The organism is Streptomyces collinus Tu 365, from assembly GCF_000444875.1.
GTDB lineage: Bacteria > Actinomycetota > Actinomycetes > Streptomycetales > Streptomycetaceae > Streptomyces > Streptomyces collinus_A.
In genome coordinates this window covers 489,438-507,379 of the sequence record NC_021985.1, presented here as the reverse complement: position 1 = coordinate 507,379, position 17,942 = coordinate 489,438, and the positions used below count along the sequence as shown (strand labels likewise).

18 protein-coding genes, 1 pseudogene and 1 riboswitch are annotated in these 17,942 nt (G+C 69.5%); of the genes and pseudogenes, 13 read left to right on the top strand and 6 right to left on the bottom strand.

Features of this window, described 5'->3' with window-relative positions; all coding sequences use genetic code 11:
- Positions 1-56: 56 nt before the first annotated feature.
- The 5 genes from B446_RS01750 (at position 57) to B446_RS01730 (ending at position 4,806) form a co-directional block, all read left to right on the top strand.
- On the top strand, positions 57-1,109 hold the full coding sequence (locus tag B446_RS01750) for a 3-keto-5-aminohexanoate cleavage protein (protein WP_020937675.1): 1,053 nt from the start codon (positions 57-59) through the stop codon (positions 1,107-1,109).
- An 88-nt stretch (positions 1,110-1,197) separates the two neighbouring features.
- Complete coding sequence (locus B446_RS01745) at positions 1,198-2,172, top strand: quinone oxidoreductase family protein (protein ID WP_020937674.1); 975 nt, start codon at positions 1,198-1,200, stop codon at positions 2,170-2,172.
- Positions 2,173-2,227: 55 nt separating this feature from the next.
- On the top strand, positions 2,228-3,151 hold the full coding sequence (locus B446_RS01740; protein ID WP_020937673.1) for a TauD/TfdA dioxygenase family protein: 924 nt from the start codon (positions 2,228-2,230) through the stop codon (positions 3,149-3,151).
- Between the two features lie 42 nt (positions 3,152-3,193).
- The gene (locus B446_RS01735) at positions 3,194-4,612 is read left to right on the top strand and encodes an MFS transporter (protein WP_043474529.1); all 1,419 of its coding nucleotides are present in this window, start codon (positions 3,194-3,196) and stop codon (positions 4,610-4,612) included.
- Complete coding sequence (locus B446_RS01730) at positions 4,609-4,806, top strand: hypothetical protein (protein ID WP_020937671.1); 198 nt, start codon at positions 4,609-4,611, stop codon at positions 4,804-4,806. Before B446_RS01735 ends, B446_RS01730 begins: the two co-directional genes overlap by 4 nt.
- A 77-nt stretch (positions 4,807-4,883) precedes the next feature.
- Here B446_RS01730 and B446_RS01725 read toward each other — a convergent pair whose 3' ends face one another.
- Entirely contained in the window at positions 4,884-5,303 is a 420-nt protein-coding gene (locus B446_RS01725; RefSeq protein WP_043474526.1) for a winged helix-turn-helix transcriptional regulator, read from the bottom strand.
- Positions 5,304-5,406: 103 nt separating this feature from the next.
- Between B446_RS01725 and B446_RS01720 the strand changes: the two genes are divergently transcribed.
- A complete protein-coding gene (locus B446_RS01720) occupies positions 5,407-6,258 on the top strand; it encodes an alpha/beta fold hydrolase (RefSeq protein WP_020937669.1) in 852 nt (283 codons plus the stop codon).
- Between the two features lie 168 nt (positions 6,259-6,426).
- Here the strand turns inward: B446_RS01720 and B446_RS01715 are convergent, their stop codons facing one another.
- Entirely contained in the window at positions 6,427-7,575 is a 1,149-nt protein-coding gene (locus tag B446_RS01715; protein ID WP_052352104.1) for a hypothetical protein, read from the bottom strand.
- A 319-nt stretch (positions 7,576-7,894) separates the two neighbouring features.
- On the opposite strand from B446_RS01715, the gene B446_RS01710 reads away from it, so the two are divergent.
- The 5 genes from B446_RS01710 (at position 7,895) to B446_RS01690 (ending at position 14,102) form a co-directional block, all read left to right on the top strand.
- Complete coding sequence (locus B446_RS01710; RefSeq protein WP_043474523.1) at positions 7,895-9,529, top strand: MFS transporter; 1,635 nt, start codon at positions 7,895-7,897, stop codon at positions 9,527-9,529.
- 255 nt (positions 9,530-9,784) lie between these two features.
- A complete protein-coding gene (locus tag B446_RS01705; protein WP_020937666.1) occupies positions 9,785-10,408 on the top strand; it encodes a DUF4097 family beta strand repeat-containing protein in 624 nt (207 codons plus the stop codon).
- Positions 10,409-10,651: 243 nt separating this feature from the next.
- Positions 10,652-10,858 carry a hypothetical protein gene (locus B446_RS01700; RefSeq protein ID WP_020937665.1) on the top strand — a complete coding sequence of 69 codons (207 nt, stop codon included), beginning with the start codon at positions 10,652-10,654 and terminating at the stop codon, positions 10,856-10,858.
- A gap of 911 nt (positions 10,859-11,769) precedes the next feature.
- Positions 11,770-12,903, top strand: a complete 1,134-nt coding sequence (locus tag B446_RS01695; RefSeq protein WP_078614612.1) for a polysaccharide biosynthesis protein — start codon at positions 11,770-11,772, stop codon at positions 12,901-12,903.
- The gene (locus tag B446_RS01690) at positions 12,900-14,102 is read left to right on the top strand and encodes a glycosyltransferase family 2 protein (protein ID WP_020937663.1); all 1,203 of its coding nucleotides are present in this window, start codon (positions 12,900-12,902) and stop codon (positions 14,100-14,102) included. The genes B446_RS01695 and B446_RS01690 overlap by 4 nt, the downstream gene beginning before the upstream one ends.
- A gap of 93 nt (positions 14,103-14,195) precedes the next feature.
- Here B446_RS01690 and B446_RS01685 read toward each other — a convergent pair whose 3' ends face one another.
- Complete coding sequence (locus B446_RS01685) at positions 14,196-14,963, bottom strand: MBL fold metallo-hydrolase (protein ID WP_020937662.1); 768 nt, start codon at positions 14,961-14,963, stop codon at positions 14,196-14,198.
- Between the two features lie 11 nt (positions 14,964-14,974).
- Positions 14,975-15,042: riboswitch (guanidine-III (ykkC-III) riboswitch) on the bottom strand.
- Between the two features lie 37 nt (positions 15,043-15,079).
- Here B446_RS01685 and B446_RS01680 point away from each other — a divergent pair.
- Entirely contained in the window at positions 15,080-15,295 is a 216-nt protein-coding gene (locus tag B446_RS01680; RefSeq protein WP_020937661.1) for an alcohol dehydrogenase, read from the top strand.
- Positions 15,296-15,313: 18 nt separating this feature from the next.
- On the opposite strand, the gene B446_RS01675 is transcribed toward B446_RS01680, so the two are convergent.
- A complete protein-coding gene (locus B446_RS01675) occupies positions 15,314-15,856 on the bottom strand; it encodes a DUF4232 domain-containing protein (RefSeq protein WP_020937660.1) in 543 nt (180 codons plus the stop codon).
- 300 nt (positions 15,857-16,156) lie between these two features.
- Between B446_RS01675 and B446_RS01670 the strand changes: the two genes are divergently transcribed.
- A complete protein-coding gene (locus B446_RS01670) occupies positions 16,157-16,663 on the top strand; it encodes a DinB family protein (protein WP_020937659.1) in 507 nt (168 codons plus the stop codon).
- Between the two features lie 223 nt (positions 16,664-16,886).
- Here the strand turns inward: B446_RS01670 and B446_RS38910 are convergent.
- Positions 16,887-16,982, bottom strand: a pseudogene (locus B446_RS38910).
- A gap of 157 nt (positions 16,983-17,139) precedes the next feature.
- A complete protein-coding gene (locus tag B446_RS01665; protein WP_052352226.1) occupies positions 17,140-17,868 on the bottom strand; it encodes a 4'-phosphopantetheinyl transferase family protein in 729 nt (242 codons plus the stop codon).
- Between the last annotated feature and the right edge of the window lie 74 nt (positions 17,869-17,942).

The following is a 17,942-nucleotide window of genomic DNA, read 5'->3' as shown; positions in this document are numbered from 1 at the left end:
GCCGTACCCGCGGCGACCGAGGTGTACCCCCGAACCCCGCTTCAAGGAGACGCACCGTGCACTTCCACGACGACTCTCTCTTCCCGGAGAACCAGGAGAAGTTGGTCATCCAGGCCGCGCCGTACGGGCCGGAGTGGCTGCCCGGCGACGCGGAGGACCTGCCGCTGACCATGGACGAGCACGTCCAGGCGGCCGTCGACTGCCACAACGCCGGCGCGACCGTGCTGCACATCCACGTCCGTGAGCTCGACGGCAAGGGCTCCAAGCGGATGTCCATGTTCAACGAGCTGCTCGGCCGGCTGCGCGAGGCCGTGCCGGACATGGTGCTGCAGATCGGCGGTTCGATCTCCTTCGCCCCCGAGGGCGAGGGCGGCGACGCCAAGTGGCTCGCGTACGACACCCGTCACCTGCTCGCCGAACTCACTCCGGCGCCCGACCAGGTGACCATCGCGATCAACACCAGCCAGATGAACATCGTCGAAATCATGAACGACGACGACCTGGCGGGCACCTCGATGGCGAAGCCCGACTACTACCGCGCCTACCGCGACATGGTCGTCGAGGCCGGTCCGGACTTCTACCTGGAGCACCTCAAGAGGCTGCGCGCGAGCGGCATCCAGCCGCACTTCCAGCTCGCGCACCTGGCGCAGCTGGAGACCGTCGAGCGGCTGATCCGCGCGGGCGTCCACACCGGCCCGCTGGTCCTCAACTACGTCGCCATAGGTGGCGGTTTCGCCGGTCGGCACCCGGCGGACCTGGTCGAGTTCATCCGTCGTGTACCGGACGGCGCCGTCCTCACGGTCGAGAGTTCCATGCGCGCCGTGGCCCCGATGAACGCGGTGGCCATCGCCCTCGGCCAGCACGTGCGCGTCGGCAACGAGGACAACCTGTGGCGTGCCAAGGGCGAGCCGATGTCCTCCGTGGCGCAGGTCGAGCAGATGGTGCAGATCTCCGAGGCGCTCGGCCGGGACATCGCCACCGGCACGGACGCGAAGCGGATCTACCGGATCGGCGAGTACTACGCCGACACCGACGAGACGCTGGCCCGCCTCGGCATGGTGCCCAACCGCCGTCCGGGACAGCGCGGCTTCATGCTGCGCGACGCCTGATCCCCACCCGTCCCTCGCCCGTACCTTCGCCGGCCCGCGGCCCCACCTGCGGCTGCGACCCTCCTACGACCCCTCCCTGGAGCACCCCGTGGCACATGCCGTCCGCTTCCACGAAACCGGTGGCCCCGACGTCCTCAGCTGGGAGGAGGTGACCGTCGGCGAGCCCGGCCCCGGTGAGGTGCGCGTGCGGCACGAGGCCGTCGGGCTCAACTTCGCCGACACCTACTTCCGCACCGGCCTGTACCCGGTCCGGCTGCCCGAGGGCATGGGCGTCGAGGCCGCCGGCGTGGTGGAGGCGGTCGGCGAGGGCGTCACCGGCGTCGCCGCGGGCGATCGCGTCACGTACACCGGAAGTCCGCTCGGTGCCTACAGCACGGAGCGGATCATGCCCGCCTCGCACCTGATCGTGCTGCCCCGGCAGATCAGTTGCGAGACGGCGGCCGCGATGACCATGCGCGGCCTGACGGCGGCCTATCTGCTGCGCAGGATCCACACGCTGAAGTCAGGCGACACCGTGCTGCTGCACGCGGCGGCGGGCGGGGTGGGCCTGATCCTGAGCCAGTGGGCCGCACTGCTCGGCATCCGTGTGATCGGGACGGTGTCCAGCGAGGAGAAGGCCGAACTCGCCCTGGCACACGGATGCGAGCACGTCATCCGCTACCGGCACGAGGACGTGGCCGAGCGGGTGCGGGAGCTGACAGGCGGGGCGGGGGTCCCGGTGGTGTTCGACAGCATCGGCAAGGACACCTTCGCGGGCTCGCTGGCCTCCCTGGCCCGCCGCGGACTGCTGGTCTGCTTCGGCACCGCGTCGGGCCCGGTGCCGCCGATCGACGCGATGCGACTCGCCCTGGCGGGGTCGGTGTTCGTCACCAGGCCCGCGCTGGCCGACTACATCGCCGACCCGGCCGAGCGTGCCGCGCTCGCGGGCGAGCTGTTCGAGCACGTCGTCGCCGGCCGCATCAGGATCGAGATCAATCAGCGCTATGACCTCAAGGACGCGGAGCAGGCCCATCGCGACCTGGAGTCCGGGCGGACCACGGGGTCGTCCGTCTTCGTCCTCTGAGCCCCGCCTCTTCCCGGACCTTCCCCCACCTAGTGACCCCATGGAGCGAGCACCCATGACAGACATCCTTTCGCCGTCCGGCCACGCCCCGGGGCGGGCGCGGGCGCGCCAGGGCGCCCGATGCACCTCGATCGAGGTCGAGCGGCTGACCTGCGCCATCGGCGCCGAACTGCGCGGTGTGAACATCGCCGACGCCGTCCGTGACGACGACCTGTTCGCCGAGATCAAGAGCCTGCTGCTGGAGCACCGCGTGCTGTTCCTGCGGGACCAGGACCTCTCGCGCGCCGAGCATGTCGCCTTCGCGTCGCGCTTCGGCGCGCTGGAGGACCACCCCGTCGCCGGCAGCGACCCCGACCACCCCGGCCTGGTCCGCATCTACAAGGAGCTGGACAGCGCGCCGGAGCACTACGAGAACGCCCTCCACACGGACGGTACCTGGCGGGTGAACCCGTCGATGGGCGCCGTGCTGCACTGCGTCGAGTCGCCCCCGGTAGGCGGCGACACCATCTGGGTCGACATGGTGGCGGCGTACGACAGGCTGCCCGCCCACGTGAAGGCGCAGATCGCGGGGTTGCGGGCCCGGCACAGCATCGAGGCCAGCTTCGGCGCGGTCATGCCCGAGGAGAAGCGGATCGCGCTCCACGAGCAGTACCCGGACGCCGAGCACCCGGTGGTGCGGACGCACCCCGAGACCGGGGAGAAGATCCTCTTCGTCAACGCCTTCACCACGCACTTCACCAACTTCCACACCCCGGCGAACGTCCGGTTCGGCCAGGACTACGCGCCCGGCGCGAGCCACTTGCTCAGCTACCTGATCAGCCAGGCCGCCGTCCCCGAGTACCAGGTGCGCTGGCGCTGGACCCCCGGTTCCGTAGCCATCTGGGACAACCGGTCGACCCAGCACTACGCCGTACAGGACTACTGGCCCGGCGTCCGCAAGATGGAGCGCGCCGGGATCGTGGGCGACAAACCCTTCTGACCTGCAACTCCTGTGCACTTTCGAGCAGTAGAGGTGATGACAATGGAGTTTCACACCCCTGCGCAGACCTCGGCTCCCACCGTGGAGGCGACCCTCCCGGCCCCAGGGGCCTTCCCCTCGGTGTGGCCCGTTCCCCGGGGCTACGCCTGGACGGTCTTCGCGCTCAGCTTCGGCCTGCTGCTGTCGGACTACATGTCCCGGCAGGTTCTCAACGCCGTCTTCCCGATGCTCAAGTCCGAGTGGCTGTTGTCGGACGCCGCCCTCGGGTCGCTCAGCAGCATCGTGGCGCTGGCGGTCGGCGTGCTGACCTTCCCGATGTCCCTCATGGCCGACCGGTGGGGGCGGGTGCGCTGTCTGCTGTTCGCCGCCACGCTCTGGTCCATCGCCACCGTCGGATGCGCGATGTCGGCGGACTACGGCCAGATGTTCGTGGCCCGTCTCTTCGTCGGCATCGGCGAGGCGGCCTACGGCAGCGTCGGGATCGCCGTGGTGCTGAGCATCTTCCCCGTCGCCCTGCGGGCCACCCTCTCCGGCACCTTCATCGCGGGCGGTGCGTTCGGGGCCGTGCTCGGCGTCTCCATCGGTGGCGCTGTGGCCCAGGCGGCCGGCTGGCGTTGGGCGTTCGCCGTCATGGGCATCTTCGGCCTGGTGCTCGCCGCGGTCTACGGCGTCGTCGTCAAGGAGCGCAGGCTCGTGCGGGTCGCGGACTCCGCCGAGGATCCGTCGGATGCCGCCGGGGCGAGCGCCGCCGGATCGCGGGACGCGCCCCCGGCACCGGCGAACGTGCCGCTGCGCGCGCACCTGCCGCGGCTGTTCTCCTCCGTCTCCGTCATCAGCGCCTACGTCGGCAGCGGACTGCAGCTGTTCGTCGCCGCCACGCTGCTGTCCTGGCTGCCGAGCTACTTCAACCGCTACTACCACCTCACGACCGCCCAGTCGGGCAGCGCGGCCGGCGGCTACGCGCTGATCATCGGCGTAGGCATGATCCTCGGCGGTGTCGTATCCGACCGGATCAGCGCGGGCGTCTCCATCCGCAAGTGGGCCGTCGCCGTCGGGTGCAGCCTCGGCTCGCTGGTGCTGCTCACGGTGGCTTTTCAACTCCCCGACGGACCGGTTCAGTTGGGCGCGCTGGCGTTCGGCGCGCTGCTGTCGGCCGGGTCTGCGGGCCCCGCGGCGGCCATGGTGGCGAACCTGACCCCCGCGTCCGTCGCCGCGACCGCCTTCGGCACCCTCACCCTGGCCAACAGCCTGCTCGGCCTGGCGCCCGGACCGGCGCTGACCGGCGTGCTGGCGGACCACGTCGGCCTGCTGGGCGCCCTGCGCGTGGTGCCCCTCGTCGCGATCGCGGCGACGGCGGCCTTCCTGGTCGGACGGCACTGGTACGAGCGCGACCTGCTCCGCGTCGGCGGCCTCGCGGCACCGGCGGCGGAGTCCGAACCCCCCGCGGAGAGGCCCTCATGAGCGCCACTCCCGAAGCCACCGTCGGCGACGCGGTCACGGCTCCCGGCCCCTACCTGGTCGTCGTCCGCGGGCTGCGCGAGCGCGTTGCAGAGCACTGGCCGACCGTGCTGGCCGAGCGGCCGGCCGGGGCCGGCCGCGCCGGTACCGCGCTGCGTTGCACGGGGCCCGCAGGCGGCCCGAAGTGGCGCCCCTGAGGCTGGCGTCTTCTCGGCCTGGCCGCTGCCCTGTGCTGCTACAAGCGACTCGGCCGCCTCACCACACAGGACAGGGTCTAAGTGGGGGATGAGGGTGCCTCGTCGGCGAGCCGGTTGCTGCGGTCGATCTCGGGCATGTGCGTCTCAGCCCAGACCCGCAGGGCGGAGAGCGGTCCTTCGAGGGACAGGCCGAGCTCGGTGAGCCGGTAGTGGACGGCGGGCGGCACGGTGGGTTCCACGCGGCGCGCGACCAGACCATCGCGGACCAGACTCCGCAGGGTGACGGACAGCATCTTCTGTGAGATGCCCGGGACACGGCGCCGCAGATCCGCGAAACGCAGCTCGCCCGGAGCCTCCTCCGCCAGCACCTTGACCACCATCGACGTCCACTTGGTGCCGATACGGTCGAGCAACCGGCGGGTCGGACAGCGCGGATCCAGCAGGTCCCCGCGCTCACCGGGGCGCTGGTCACGTCCGCCGGGCCTCGACGTGGTCACCTGGGACTCACCACCTGAAGGGAAAGTGCCGTCTTGGGCAGACCAGGTTAGTTCCCTAGCGTGACCTGGTCACTATCACTCACCGAGCACCTGGAGTCCCTCCATGCCCGAGTTGCGACGCGTCCTCGCCAACGGTGTCGAACTGAATGTCGCCCTCTGCGGATCGGGCCCGGCTGTCCTGCTGCTGCACGGCTTCCCGCATACCTGGGAGCTGTGGACGGACGTCATGGCCGATCTGTCCGGCCGCTACCGCGTCATCGCTCCGGACCTGCGAGGGTTCGGCGCGAGCGGCCGCGCCGCCTCCGGGTACGACGCGGGCACCCTGGCCGAGGACGCCGCGGCGCTTCTCGCCGCGCTCGGCGTGTCCTCGGCCACTGTGGTGGGCATCGACGCGGGCACCGCGCCGGCCTTCCTCCTCGCTCTGCGCCACCCCGGTCTCGTCCGGCGCCTGGTCGTCATGGAGTCCCTGCTGGGCAGGCTTCCTGGAGCCGAGGACTTCCTCGCCGAGGGGCCCCCGTGGTGGTTCGGCTTCCACTCCGCCGCGCCCAGCCTCGCCGAGACCGTGTTGGAGGGCCACGAGGCCGCCTACGTCGACTGGTTTCTGAGCGCCGGCACACTCGGCGACGGGGTGCGCCCGGCCCTCCGGGACGCGTTCGTCCGCGCATACACCGGCCGCCAGGCGTTGAGCTGCGCGTTCTCGTACTACCGGGCCCTGCCCAAGAGCGCGGTACAGATTGAACAGGCGGTCGCCACTGCCCGCCTGACGGTGCCCACGATGGCGCTGGGCGCCCGGCCGGTCGGTGCCGCGCTGGAACGCCAACTCCGCCCGGTCACCGACGATCTCACCGGACACGTCATCGATGACTGCGGCCACATCATCCCGCTGCACCGGCCGCACGCCCTGCTCGCGCTGCTGCATCCGTTCCTGGCCGGTGAGGACGCGAAAGCAGCGTGACCGGGGCGGGGCTGACATGCCCTGGCGGTCCTGTTCGGTGGGCCGATGTTCACCGGGAGGCCCTGACCGCGGTGCCGGTACGCCTCGCTTCGGCCACCGCCTGATCCGACCGGCGGACTGAGCCGGTCCCTGGTCCTCCACCGCGTCCTCACGCCCGTGCGACCCGTTTCAGTTGCTGGCGAGCGCCCCTTGCACCGGCTCGCCTGCGGGGCGGCGGCGGTCGCCGCGCGGGGGGCGCTGGGGCCACAGAAGGACGTACGCCGCCGAGCCCAGGCAGAACGCCAGGCGGATGAAGCCCCGGGCGGCGTCCGACGGGATCAGCAGGGCGCTGCCGTACAGGGAGATCAGGGCGATCCAGCTGACCCACGGGACCAGGCGGCGCTGGCCGATCGAGTCCCAGATCAGGGTGCCGAGCAGGACCGACGCGTTGTAGTACGTGTACACGCTCGGGTCGAGGACGATGCGGGCGTCGGCCGCCAGGAACACCACCGCCGGCCAGCGTCCGCGTCGTACTGCCAGTGCGCCCAGGCCCATGCCGAGGGCCAACTGGGCGGGGCGGTCCCACCAGGGGGTCCGGGGGTCGTCGACGCCGAACCAGCGCAGTGAGGAAGCGAGCTGGTTGGGGATCGTGAAGCGGGCCGCGTGCAGGGTTTCCAGATGGGTCAGGTAGAAGGGCAGCCAGGCCACCGCCACCAGGCCGAACGTCCAGGCCGCGGCGCGCAGGCGGGCCGGGCGGGGCAGGGCGAGCAGCAGGGACAGGAATCCGACGGCCCAGGGCTTGGAGTCGACCGCGAGAGCCAGGAGGGCGCCCACCGCCGTCGCGTTGCCCCGGACCAGTGCGCGGACGGCGAGCGTAGTGAAGAACAGGGCGAGGACGTCGTCGAGATGGGCGAAACGGACCGCGACCTCCACCCACATGGGGATGAATGCGGCGCCGGCGATGAGGACGCGTTGTTGTAGGCGCTTGTGGTTGACGCCCGTGCCGAGGTAATGGTCGGCGGCGGCACGGCCGACCAGGACGAGCATGTAGAGGCCGAGGCCGGACATGAAGGCGTCGGCGAGTTTCTCACCGAGATCGGCGGGGAAAGGTGCGAAGAGTCCGGCGGTCAGGAAGCTGACGGGGCCTATCTGCAGCTCGGGGTGGTTGGCATACAGGGCGAGTCCGCCGCCGTTCGCCTGGCCGAAGAGCAGTTGCTCCCCCTGGCGCAGATAGTGCCAGGACACGGCCGCGTGCCGTTCGGCCACCGCGAACCAGACGACCGTCCACAGAGTGAGCAGCACGATGTGCCACCGCACCGGATAACGCCCGAATTGCACCGTCCTCCAACCTTCCCGTCACGTCGGTCACCGTGTCCCGCCCATCACAGCACCACCCGGTAAGAGCGGGTTCGGGGACCGCGAGTTCCTCGCGTGCGGCTCGCCAACGGCGTTGTCGGCGGCGGCCTTCACCGCAGAGGCCACGGTTTCAGTCTGTGGTCGACGTTGGCCCTCTGGCCCCTTCGAGCCGACCTGGAGGATCTGTACGCCTAATAGGGCCTCGCTATACGCCGGGCTGATCGTCTTCATACCCGCCAAGCGGTTGATCTGCGTGGCGTGGTCCCGGAGGTGCCGCCGGGGTGGCTGAGATGCTGCGCGCATGACTCCCGGAGCCGGCACGACCAAGAGCTCGGCAGCAGGAGCGCGGGTCGTTCTGCTGACACTTGCTGCCGGCCAGTTCCTGATGGCGCTCGACAGTTCCGTCATGAACGTTTCAATCGCTGCGGTCGCCGTAGACGTCGGCACGACCGTGACCGGGATTCAAGGCGCCATCACGGCGTACACACTCGTGATGGCGATGTTCATGATTCCCGGCGGCAAGGTCGGAGCGTTGCTCGGCCGAAGGCGGGGTTTCATGATCGGCTGCTGTATCTACGGATGCGGCTCCCTCACCACCGCTCTCGCGCCGAATCTGGGCGTGCTGCTGGTCGGCTGGTCGTTCCTCGAAGGAATCGGGGCTGTGCTCATCCTGCCCGCGGTCGTAGCGCTGGTAGCCGGCAACTTCGCCGTGGAACGACGGGCGGCCGCCTATGGACTGGTCGCGGCCGCGGGTGCCGTGGCGATCGCGCTCGGGCCGCTCATCGGAGGCTTCGCAACCACCTACCTTTCCTGGCGATGGGTGTTCGCCGGTGAGGTCCTGGTCGTGGTCGGCATCCTGTTCCTCGCTCGCCGTCTCACCGACGTGCCGAGCGGCGAGCGTCCGCACATCGACTTCGTCGGCACCGGGCTGTCCGCGCTCGGGCTCGGCACCTTTGTCTTCGGTGTGCTCCGCTCCGACGAATGGGGCTGGTTCAGGCCGAAGGCCGACGCCCCGTCGTGGCTGGGAGTCTCGCTCGTCGTGTGGCTGATGCTGACGGGCGTGCTCTTGATCTGGTTCTTCACCGCGTGGGAGGGCCGCCTCGTGGCACAGCGCCGGGAACCGCTCCTCGACCCGGCCCTGCTGCACAACAAGCAGCTCACCGGCGGTTTGACCATGTTCTTCTTCCAGTACCTCGTCATGATGGGCGTGTTCTTCGTCGTACCGCTGTACCTGTCGGTCGCTCTGGGCCTGTCCGCGCTCGCGACCGGCGGACGACTTCTACCGCTGTCGCTGACGTTGGTGGCAGCCGCAACCCTCATCCCACGTCTCCTCCCCGACATCTCACCGAGGCGGGTGGTCCGGCTCGGGATCGTCGCGATCCTCGCCGGCGCGGTGCTCCTCATGGCCGCCCTCGACACGGGCGCGGGAGCGGAGATCGTCACAGTTCCTCTCCTGCTCATCGGGCTCGGCTTGGGTGCGCTGGCGTCCCAGCTCGGCTCCGTCACCGTCTCCGCGGTGCCGGACGAACAGAGCGCAGACGTCGGTGGTGTGCAGAACGCCGTCACCAACCTCGGCTCCTCCATCGGCACGGCTCTGGCGGGGTCGATCCTGCTCGCCGTACTCACCTCCTCGTTCCTGACCCACATCGCGGACAATCCGGCCGTCCCGGCCAGGGTGAAGAACGAAGCGGCGATCAAACTCCAGAGTGGGGCGACCTTTCTGTCGGACGCCCAGCTCAAGACCGCTCTCGATGAAGCGGGCACGAGCCAGAAGGTGGCCCAGGCAGCGCTGGAGGCCAACGCCGACGCCAGGTTGGACGGCCTGCGCGCCGCGCTCGCCATCCTGGCCTTCACCTCCGTCCTGGCGATGTACTTCACCGCGAGGCTCCCAACCGCCCAGCCCCGCTCCGGTGGAGACCTGCAGTCGGTCGGGTGATCGCCGCACCGCGGCCGGGGTCCTCGTGGATGCCGGCCCGGTCCGGGCATTGGGGGGTTTTCCCCATCGTGGGCGCCACGGTGGCTGCGTAGAGTCGCGTTGACTGAACGCCGATCCAACTCGCTACACCGGGGGAACTTCATGCGACGCCCACAGGCACGTCTTCTTGCGGCAGCGGCTCTGACCGCCCTCACCGTCGGCGTGCTCACCGCGTGCTCGGCCGTCGATCAGAAGACTTTCCAGGATGATGCGAAGGTGTCCCAGAAGATCACCTCGATCCGTATCGACAGCAGGAACGGCGGGGTGGAGGTGGACGCCTCGGGGGACGTCTCGACGGTTACCGTCCACCGCAAGGTCGACTACCGCGGTGACAAGCGGAGCGGCACCTCGTTCAGTGTCGCGAACGGCGTTCTGACGCTGGCCGGCTGCGGCGACGACTGCGGCGTCGATTACGTCGTCAAGGTGCCCGCGGGACTTCCGGTGACCGGGGGCACGACCAACGGTGGCGTCACGCTGAAGGGTGTCGGCGCGGTCGACGTGCACTCGAGCAACGGCGAGATCGCGGTGGACGATGCCAGGGGACCGGTGAAGCTGCGCACGTCCAACGGCGACGTCCACGTCAAGAACGCCAAAGGCGGAGGCGTGGACACGCAGACGTCGAACGGCGAGGTGACGATCGAGGCGGACACTCCGCAGAACATCAAGGCCCGCACGACCAGCGGCGGCCTCACGGTCACGGCCCCGCCGGCCGACTACGCGATCTCGGCGCACGACACCAACGGCGACAAGAAGGTGGGGTTCAAGAACGACCCGTCGGGCAGGTACCGCTTGGACCTGTCCACGACGAACGGTGACCTGACCGTGAAGTCGGCGGGCTAGCACCTTCGTTCGGCGCGGCGGTCGACCGGTGCGTCGGTCGCCGGGCCCGCCACGGGCCGTGGCGGCGTCCGGAGGGATCGGCGGCCGCCCCGTCCGGAGCGGAACGGCTGTCCGTCGGCCGACAGCCCTGGCCGCGGTGCGTTGCATCAGTCATCGGTCAGACGGGCGTCAGGCGGGACCGCGAGGGTCTTCGTGCAGGCGGGCCTCGTTCGGCCGTTCCTCGATGCGGCCAGGTAGGAAGGTGTGCGTCATGGCAGGGGAGAGTGGATCAGCATCGGCCGGGTCGCCGACGAGCCGTCCGCTCCGGCCGACCTGGTGTGGGGCGCCGTCCGCAGCGGTGACGCCGGCGCTCTGGCAGCCGCCCTCGGCGTCGAAGGCCAGGGCCGGGACCGGCCCCTGGAGCGGGCGATCGCCGCACTGGCCGCGCTGACCGGACAGCCGGGGCGGTAGACGAGCCGGGCCGGCCCGGCTCCCTCCCGGCCCGGCGGACACCGCGGCACCCTCCGGTCCGCGGCCCCCGGGCCCGTCGGCACCCGACCCTTGCCCGTTCGGCCCCCGGCCGACCGGGACGCCGCGGACGGGGCCCGACCCCGGCCGCCGTCACCGCCGAAGGCCTCGGCGAGGCCCTGCTTCCGCGACGGACACCGGCCGCTCACTTCCCTTCTGCGCGAAGTCACCGGGCCCAGCCGCCGGAACGGCCCGGAGCGTTCCTGACGGTCGCCGTGTCCTGGACGCCAGTCCGAACCGCCGAGGCTGGGGGTACTGCTGCTGATTCATGGTGCTCCCCGTGCGCTTCTGCTGCGCTTGCAGGTGTGTGACCGGTGAAGGAGCCACGCAGTTGCCCTGGGGGAAGCGAAAGTGATTAGTTCGTGATTAAACTTTCCCGAGAGGCAACAAAGTTGGCCCGACCGGTTCAGTCGTGATGTCTTTGCGCGTCACCATCGGTGTGGCGGCCCTGGCCGGCTGCTGCCGACGACCCCTTGTCGTTCGCCCGTGCACTGCTCAAGGCGAGGCGTGCTGCACACATTTTCTTCACAATCGGCCACAACGTATGTCCGCTTAACGATGGTTATACGGGCGAAGAGTGCACACCACCCTCACGTCTTCATCACTCTTCCTTCACTTCCGCCTTGCAATGTGTGCGTGACTCATGTATTTCTCTTGATCGCGTCAGGTGCTCATCACTTGCACGGTCGGGACAACGGCCGCCGCTGCACCCTCGTCGGGTCGCCCGCTGACGCTCCTCGCCGACTGCGCCATCTCCCACCCGCGAAGACACTCCCGCGGTCGGCTTCGCACGCTCGCAGCATCGATCGTCACCGGACGCCGCCCTGGCGCGCCGGTCCAGAAAGGGAGCTTCCATGACCGCGGTGGCGCCACGGAATTCCGCAGGAACGATTCAGCAGCTCTCGTCGGTGAACGCCGGCGACCTGCTCGGCGGAAGGCCGGACGTTGTACACAGCCGTGAGGCCAGGCTGCTCGTCGGTGCTCGACGAATCCTGGTGACCGGCGCGGGCGGATCGATCGGAAGCGAGCTCGTGCGCCAGCTGTGGCAGCTGTCCCCCGCAAGCATCCACTTGGTCGACCATGACGAGTCGGCCCTGCACGCAATCCAGTTGGACCTTCACGGTCATGGACTGCTGGACGACGACACGGTGGTTCTGGGTGACATACGCCAGGCGGATGCCATGCGGGAGCTCATGGCCCGGGTGCGACCCCACATCGTCTTCCACGCCGCCGCCCACAAGCACCTCCCGTTGCTGCAGCGTTATCCCGCGCAGGGTGTCCTCAGCAACGTGATCGGCACGGCCAACGTTGTCAGAGCCGCGGCGGAAGCGGGGGTCGACCGCTTCATCTTCGTCTCCACCGACAAGGCCGCCCGCCCCACCTCCGTCCTGGGCCTGACCAAGCGTCTGGGTGAGGTGATCGTGCAGGCGTACGCAGGCGGATCCATGCGGGTGGGCTCTGTCCGATTTGGTAACGTCATCGGCAGTCGCGGGTCTTTCCTGCACAGCCTGGCCTGGCAGGTCGGCAACGGAAGACCCGTCACTTTGACCAGCCCCGACGTCACGCGCTTCTTCATGACCATTCCGCAGGCCTCCAGCCTCGTCATCGAGGCCGCGACCATGGCCACCGCGGGCGAGACCTACATCCTCGACATGGGGCAGCCGGTGCGAATCGCCGACCTCGTCGACCGTTACGTCGCTGCCGTGCAGGCCCCCGGTGTGGAGATCACGTACACCGGTCTGCGGGAAGGCGAGAAGCTGCACGAGGAACTGCTGGACGAGAAGACCGAACAGCGCGAATCGACCGCCGACCCCCGTATCTGGTGCGTCCGCCCGCGCACGGCGGTGCGCCCCGATCTGCTGAGACGGGTCGAGGAACTGGGCAGTCTGGTGGGCACGGTGGAGAGCGAACTGCTCGTGGCCGCCATGAGCAATCTCCTGCCCGACGCCGAGTCCGAGGACGCGTCCTCGCTGGAGACGCGACCGTGAGCCTGAACCCCTGGATAGGCCTGGCCATCTCGGTCCTGACCCTGCCGCTCCTCTTCACCCTGGTGGACATGGTCGGCAGTGTGCGGGCCAGAAACGCCCGCGCCGACTACGCACCGCCCACACCCGTGGAGGACTTCGAAGTCCTGGTCCCCATCTACGGCAGCGTGCGCTACCTGGAGAACGTGGACTTCCTGCGCACATACGGCAGCCGCGTCCTGCTGTGCACCACCACGACGGAGACGGACGAATTCAACCGGGAACTGGACGCCATCGCCCAGGCCAACGGCTTCCGCGTCTTCAGAGGCGAGGTCTCCCGCCCGAGCGAAGGCCGTTCCGGCAAAAGGCAGACCGGCGGCACGATCCGGGACCGCGTCGTCCGCGACGCACTCGAATGGGTCCGGGCCGAGTGGGTGGTGTGCCTGGATGCCGACACCACCACCGTCCGCCCCCTCAGCGAACTGGTGGGCGCACTCGCCGTCCGCAAACTCGACCTGGCCTCCATACGCCTGGTCCCGATGAACACCCGCCGGCTCCTCGGACGCATCCAGGCACACGAGTATCGCCTCGCCATGCAGTTGCGAAGGGTCGTCCCATGGCTGGTGTCCGGCGCCTGCCACGCTGCGCGCACCGAGGCGCACCGCCAGATCATGCGGCGCCACTCCCTGTTCTTCCAGGGCAACGACGTCGAACTCGGCATCCTGGCCAACGCCTTGGGTTACCGGGTCGGCCATGTGCCGTTCGAAGTGCCCACCATCGTTCCGGACAACTTCAAGCCGTGGTGGCGCCAGCGTCTGGCCTGGGCCGGCGGTGAAGTACGGCTCTACATCGTGAACTTCCGGTTCGCCCGCAGACACCCGCTGGTCTGGGCCTACGGCGCCGCGACGGTCCTTCTGGCCCCCCTGCGCTGGATCACCGCTGCCGAGCTGGTCAACGACCTTGGATGCACCATGTCCACCGCGGTCCTCGGTGTCGTGATGCTGGCCTACCTTCTGCTTGCCTTCTACGTGCACTGGAACACCAGGGATTCGGTCATCTGGCTCATGCCGCTCTACGGAGCGGTCTCCAGCCTGCTGATCTCACCGCTCGGAATCCTCTGGTACGTCAAGATGGCTCGTGCAGACCGGAACGCGGGAATCATCCGCCCACGGCGCCCGCACCGAGCACAGGAGCCGGCCCAGAGCGGGACCCAGCGCCTGTAAGCAGCACGCGAAGACGCGTCCCGCCTTGTCATCCCCGTGTTAGGACGGGCACCGACCCCGCCTCCATGACCGGCCCCGGGCCGGGCCAGTGGCTCAGTCGTCTGGGCAGATGACGAAGAGGGGGTAGGGGAGTCGGCGGGGTCGGTCGCCGATCTCGTTGAGCGCGGCGCGGATGTCCTGCAGGTGGCCGGTGGTCATCTGCAGCGGGGGTTCGTGGGGCTGGTAGGTGGTGCGGGCGGACCAGTCCTGGACGTAGAGCCTGCCGGGGTAGACCGTGTCGCCGGTGAGCAGGAACCCGGTCCACGGGTCGTAGAACGTGACCGCTGCCTCGTGGTGCCCGGGGGTGGCCAGGCACTCGAGCACGCGGCCTCCCAGGTCGACTCGCGCCACGGCGTCGGGGTCCTTATCGAATCCGAAGTGCCTCCAGGCCGCCGTGAGCTCCGCGTCGACCACCGTGGTCCGAGGGCGGTCGGCGAACTGGCGGTCGCCCGCGATGTGATCGGCGTGGGCGTGGGTGTGCAGCACCAGCAGGTGGTAGTCCCGTCGGGGGTGGCGGGCGAGCCAGCCGTCGACGAGCTCGTCAACCACCCGGCGCAGGGGGAAGAACTCGGCGGACGCGGTGGCTCCGGTGTCGATCAGCACCGCCTGCGTGGCGCCGAACAGCAGGAACAGGAACGGTGCCTCGTAGTCGATCGCCATGTTCTGCCGCAGGATGACGGTGTGCTCGTCGTACGCGTAGACCTGGATGTCCGGGTCGGTGTTGTGCTTGGACGACGGTGAGCCGTGGATCCAACGGACGTCCAACTCGCGAGGCCGGCGAAGCGGGCGGTCGACATCCGTGAAGGGTGTGCCTGCGGACATGACGTCTCCTGAGTGCGTCGTCTTAGCGGACCGGGTACGGCGCACATCTCGTCCGGGGCCGGCACTTGAGAGCCTCCGCCGCGAAGCTACCACGCGGTCGGTCGACGCCTCCGGCGATGTCGGCGCCCCGCCACGTCGTGGCCGTCGACGGACACGAGCTGTTCCTCTCCCAGGTCGGCCCGCGCGGCGGCGCGGCACCCGGCCACCGCTTCCTGCCCGACCTGATCCGGCCGGGCAGGGTCTTCGACCTCATCGTGCCCCTGGCCCAGGTCACCGAGGGCTACCGGGCGATGGACGAGCGCCGCGCGGTCAAGGCCCACCTGGAGCCCTGACCGCGCGGACGCGGGGGATTACTGTCCGACCGGGTTGAGGTACGTGCCCGGGTGGGTGGCACCGTCCTGCTTCAGGATCTGGCCGCCGAAGGGCCACTTCAGGGTGAAGTGCTTCGTCTCGTTCGGCGGGGTGACCAGGAACGTCGCGGGGACGAACTTCTCCTTCTGCGGCGTGGACCTGGCAACGGGGAGCAGGTTGATGCTGAAGTCCGTCGTGTCCCCCCGCCCCAGGGTGATCCTCGTGGGCCTCTTGGAGGAGCGCACCAGGGACCAGGTGCCGTCGGTCCTCTGGGCGCCGACCATGTCGACACCGGCGAAGCCGGACAGGGTGCAGGTGCGGTTGCTCTTGTTGGTGAACCAGACGAACGCCTGCGTCTGCTTCCCGGGCCGCCCCATCTCCGGCTTCGCGTCGTCCCCGGTGGCGAAACCGGCCTTCAGGTCGGCGGTGTGGCAACGCGACGGCGCGGCCTTGGCGGTGGCCGCCGAGGCCGGGACGGCGGCGACGGCGGTGCCGGCAGCGACGATCGCCGCAAGGGCCACGGTGGTCGTTTTGGTCTTCATGCGTGTTCGGTTCCCCTCGAATACGACTCGGTGCGCGAGGTCAGTGCGCACCCACGCACCTGTAGACGCTCGATGCCCGGCTGTGGTTCGTCTCCAGTGGCCTCTACATGGACGGACCTGTGCTGGCCGGCTGGGCGGCGTCCGATTGCCTTGCGCGAGCGGCGGTTGCCGGCAGTGTCGCGGGCGATCAGGTCGCTCGCGCCGTCGCCGGTGATGTCGCCGACGCCGACCACTACGTCTGCACAGACTCGGTGGTAAATGCCTGGACATCGGCCGCGGTGATCGGGGAGGCTTCGCGCGATGACGAGAATCGACGACACACCGCCCGCGTGGGACGAGCGCTCCCAGCTCACCACGTTTCTCGACTACGCACGGGACACCGCCCGCGCCAAGTGCGAGGGTGTCTCCGCGGAGAACGCCCGCAAGGCGCTCCTGCCCGGCTCACCGCTGATGACCATGAGCGGAGTGATCAACCATCTCCGCTGGGTCGAGTACCACTGGTTCCAGGTGGTCTTCCTCGGGGAGGAGGACCGGGGCCCCTGGACGGATGAGGACCCCGACCGCGAGATGCGTATCGCCGTCGAATTCCCGCTGGCGCAGTTGCTCGAGGAGTACGCCGAACAGAGCGCCCGCTACCGCGAACTGGTCGCCGGGAACGACCTGGACAAGCGGGCTGAGGGAACCATCCGCAACGGCCTCCACGTCGACCTGCGCTGGATCCTGCTGCACCTCACCGAGGAGACAGCCCGCCACAACGGTCACCTCGACATCCTGCGCGAGTTGCTCGACGGCACGACCGGTATCTAGGTCCGGCGGCAGCGACGGTGCCCGGGACCGTCACGGTCCGCTCGTCCAACGCGTCAAAGATCCCACGGGTGGATCTGGGTCAGCAGGCCGCGCAGTCGGTCTGTGAGGGTGACACTGGACGGCGGCTCTACTATCACCAGGCACCTCAGTCCCCGAGTAACGGTGACCGCGGGCTCAGGGGCCGATGCGCCGGCCCGGCACAGCCCCCTGAAGGGGTTTACGGCGGAGAGGGCAGGATTCGAACCTGCGTGGGCCCCGAGGGGGCCCGACCGTGAGGCGAGCTCGCTGGTCCCCGATCAACCACTCCGGGCACCTCTCCCCGTGTCCGGCTCCGGGGACTTACCCCTGCGCCGTTCACGAGACCGACTCTCGCAAGATGCGCTGACAGCACGCTGACATGCTCGTCCGCCGCACACCCGCGCGACATCGGCCTCGTGCCCGGCGTCAGTTGTGACTGGGTCGGCCAGTGCGAGGCGTCACCGTCCTCCTGCGTAGACGCCGAGGCTCTCGGGCGACCGGTTTGCGCCGCCCCACTTTCCGGCGGGCCACGGCACGGTGACAGCGGTGACGACATGCCGAGCGTCACCCCCGGCGTGCCAGCGTCCGGTGAACCTGTTGATCCGGTCTTCGCCGACGACCGGTCCGGGCACGGTGAAGTCGGCCGTGAAGGTATGACATTCCGGATCGGGCGTGATGGCGCATTCCATGAAGTCCAGCCAGCGGCCGGTCAGGGGGAACCACGCCTTGTAAACGCTCTCCTTGGCGCTGAACAGCAGCCGGTCCCAGTGGACGCGAGGGTGGGTGACCGCCAGCCGACTCAGTGCCGTTCGCTCCTCGGGCAGCGCGGTCAGCTTCTCCACGCCCTCGGGCAGAGCGGCATGCGGCTCGGCGTCGATACCGATCGAGGCGAACATAGTGCGATGAGCTACCGCCGCCGCTCGGTAGCCGTCACAGTGCGTCATGCTGCCGACCACCCCGTCCGGCCACTGCGGTGCACCCTTGGGGCCCGGCACGATCGGTCCGGGTGTCGCTCCGATGCGTCTCAGCGCCGCGCGGGCGCACAGACGGACGGCGGCGAACTCGCGGCGGCGCTTGTCGACCGCGCCGGCCACGACGGCCGCCTCCTGCGGATGCAGGTCGATGTGCGGTGGATCGGCGAACAGTTCGGCAACGGCGACACCGGAGGGGAGGAGGGCGCTCAGCAATCCGGTGCCGACGGATCCCGTGATCACGAGTGACCGCCCGCTCGCTCCGTGTGGCGAATGACGCAAATCCTGTC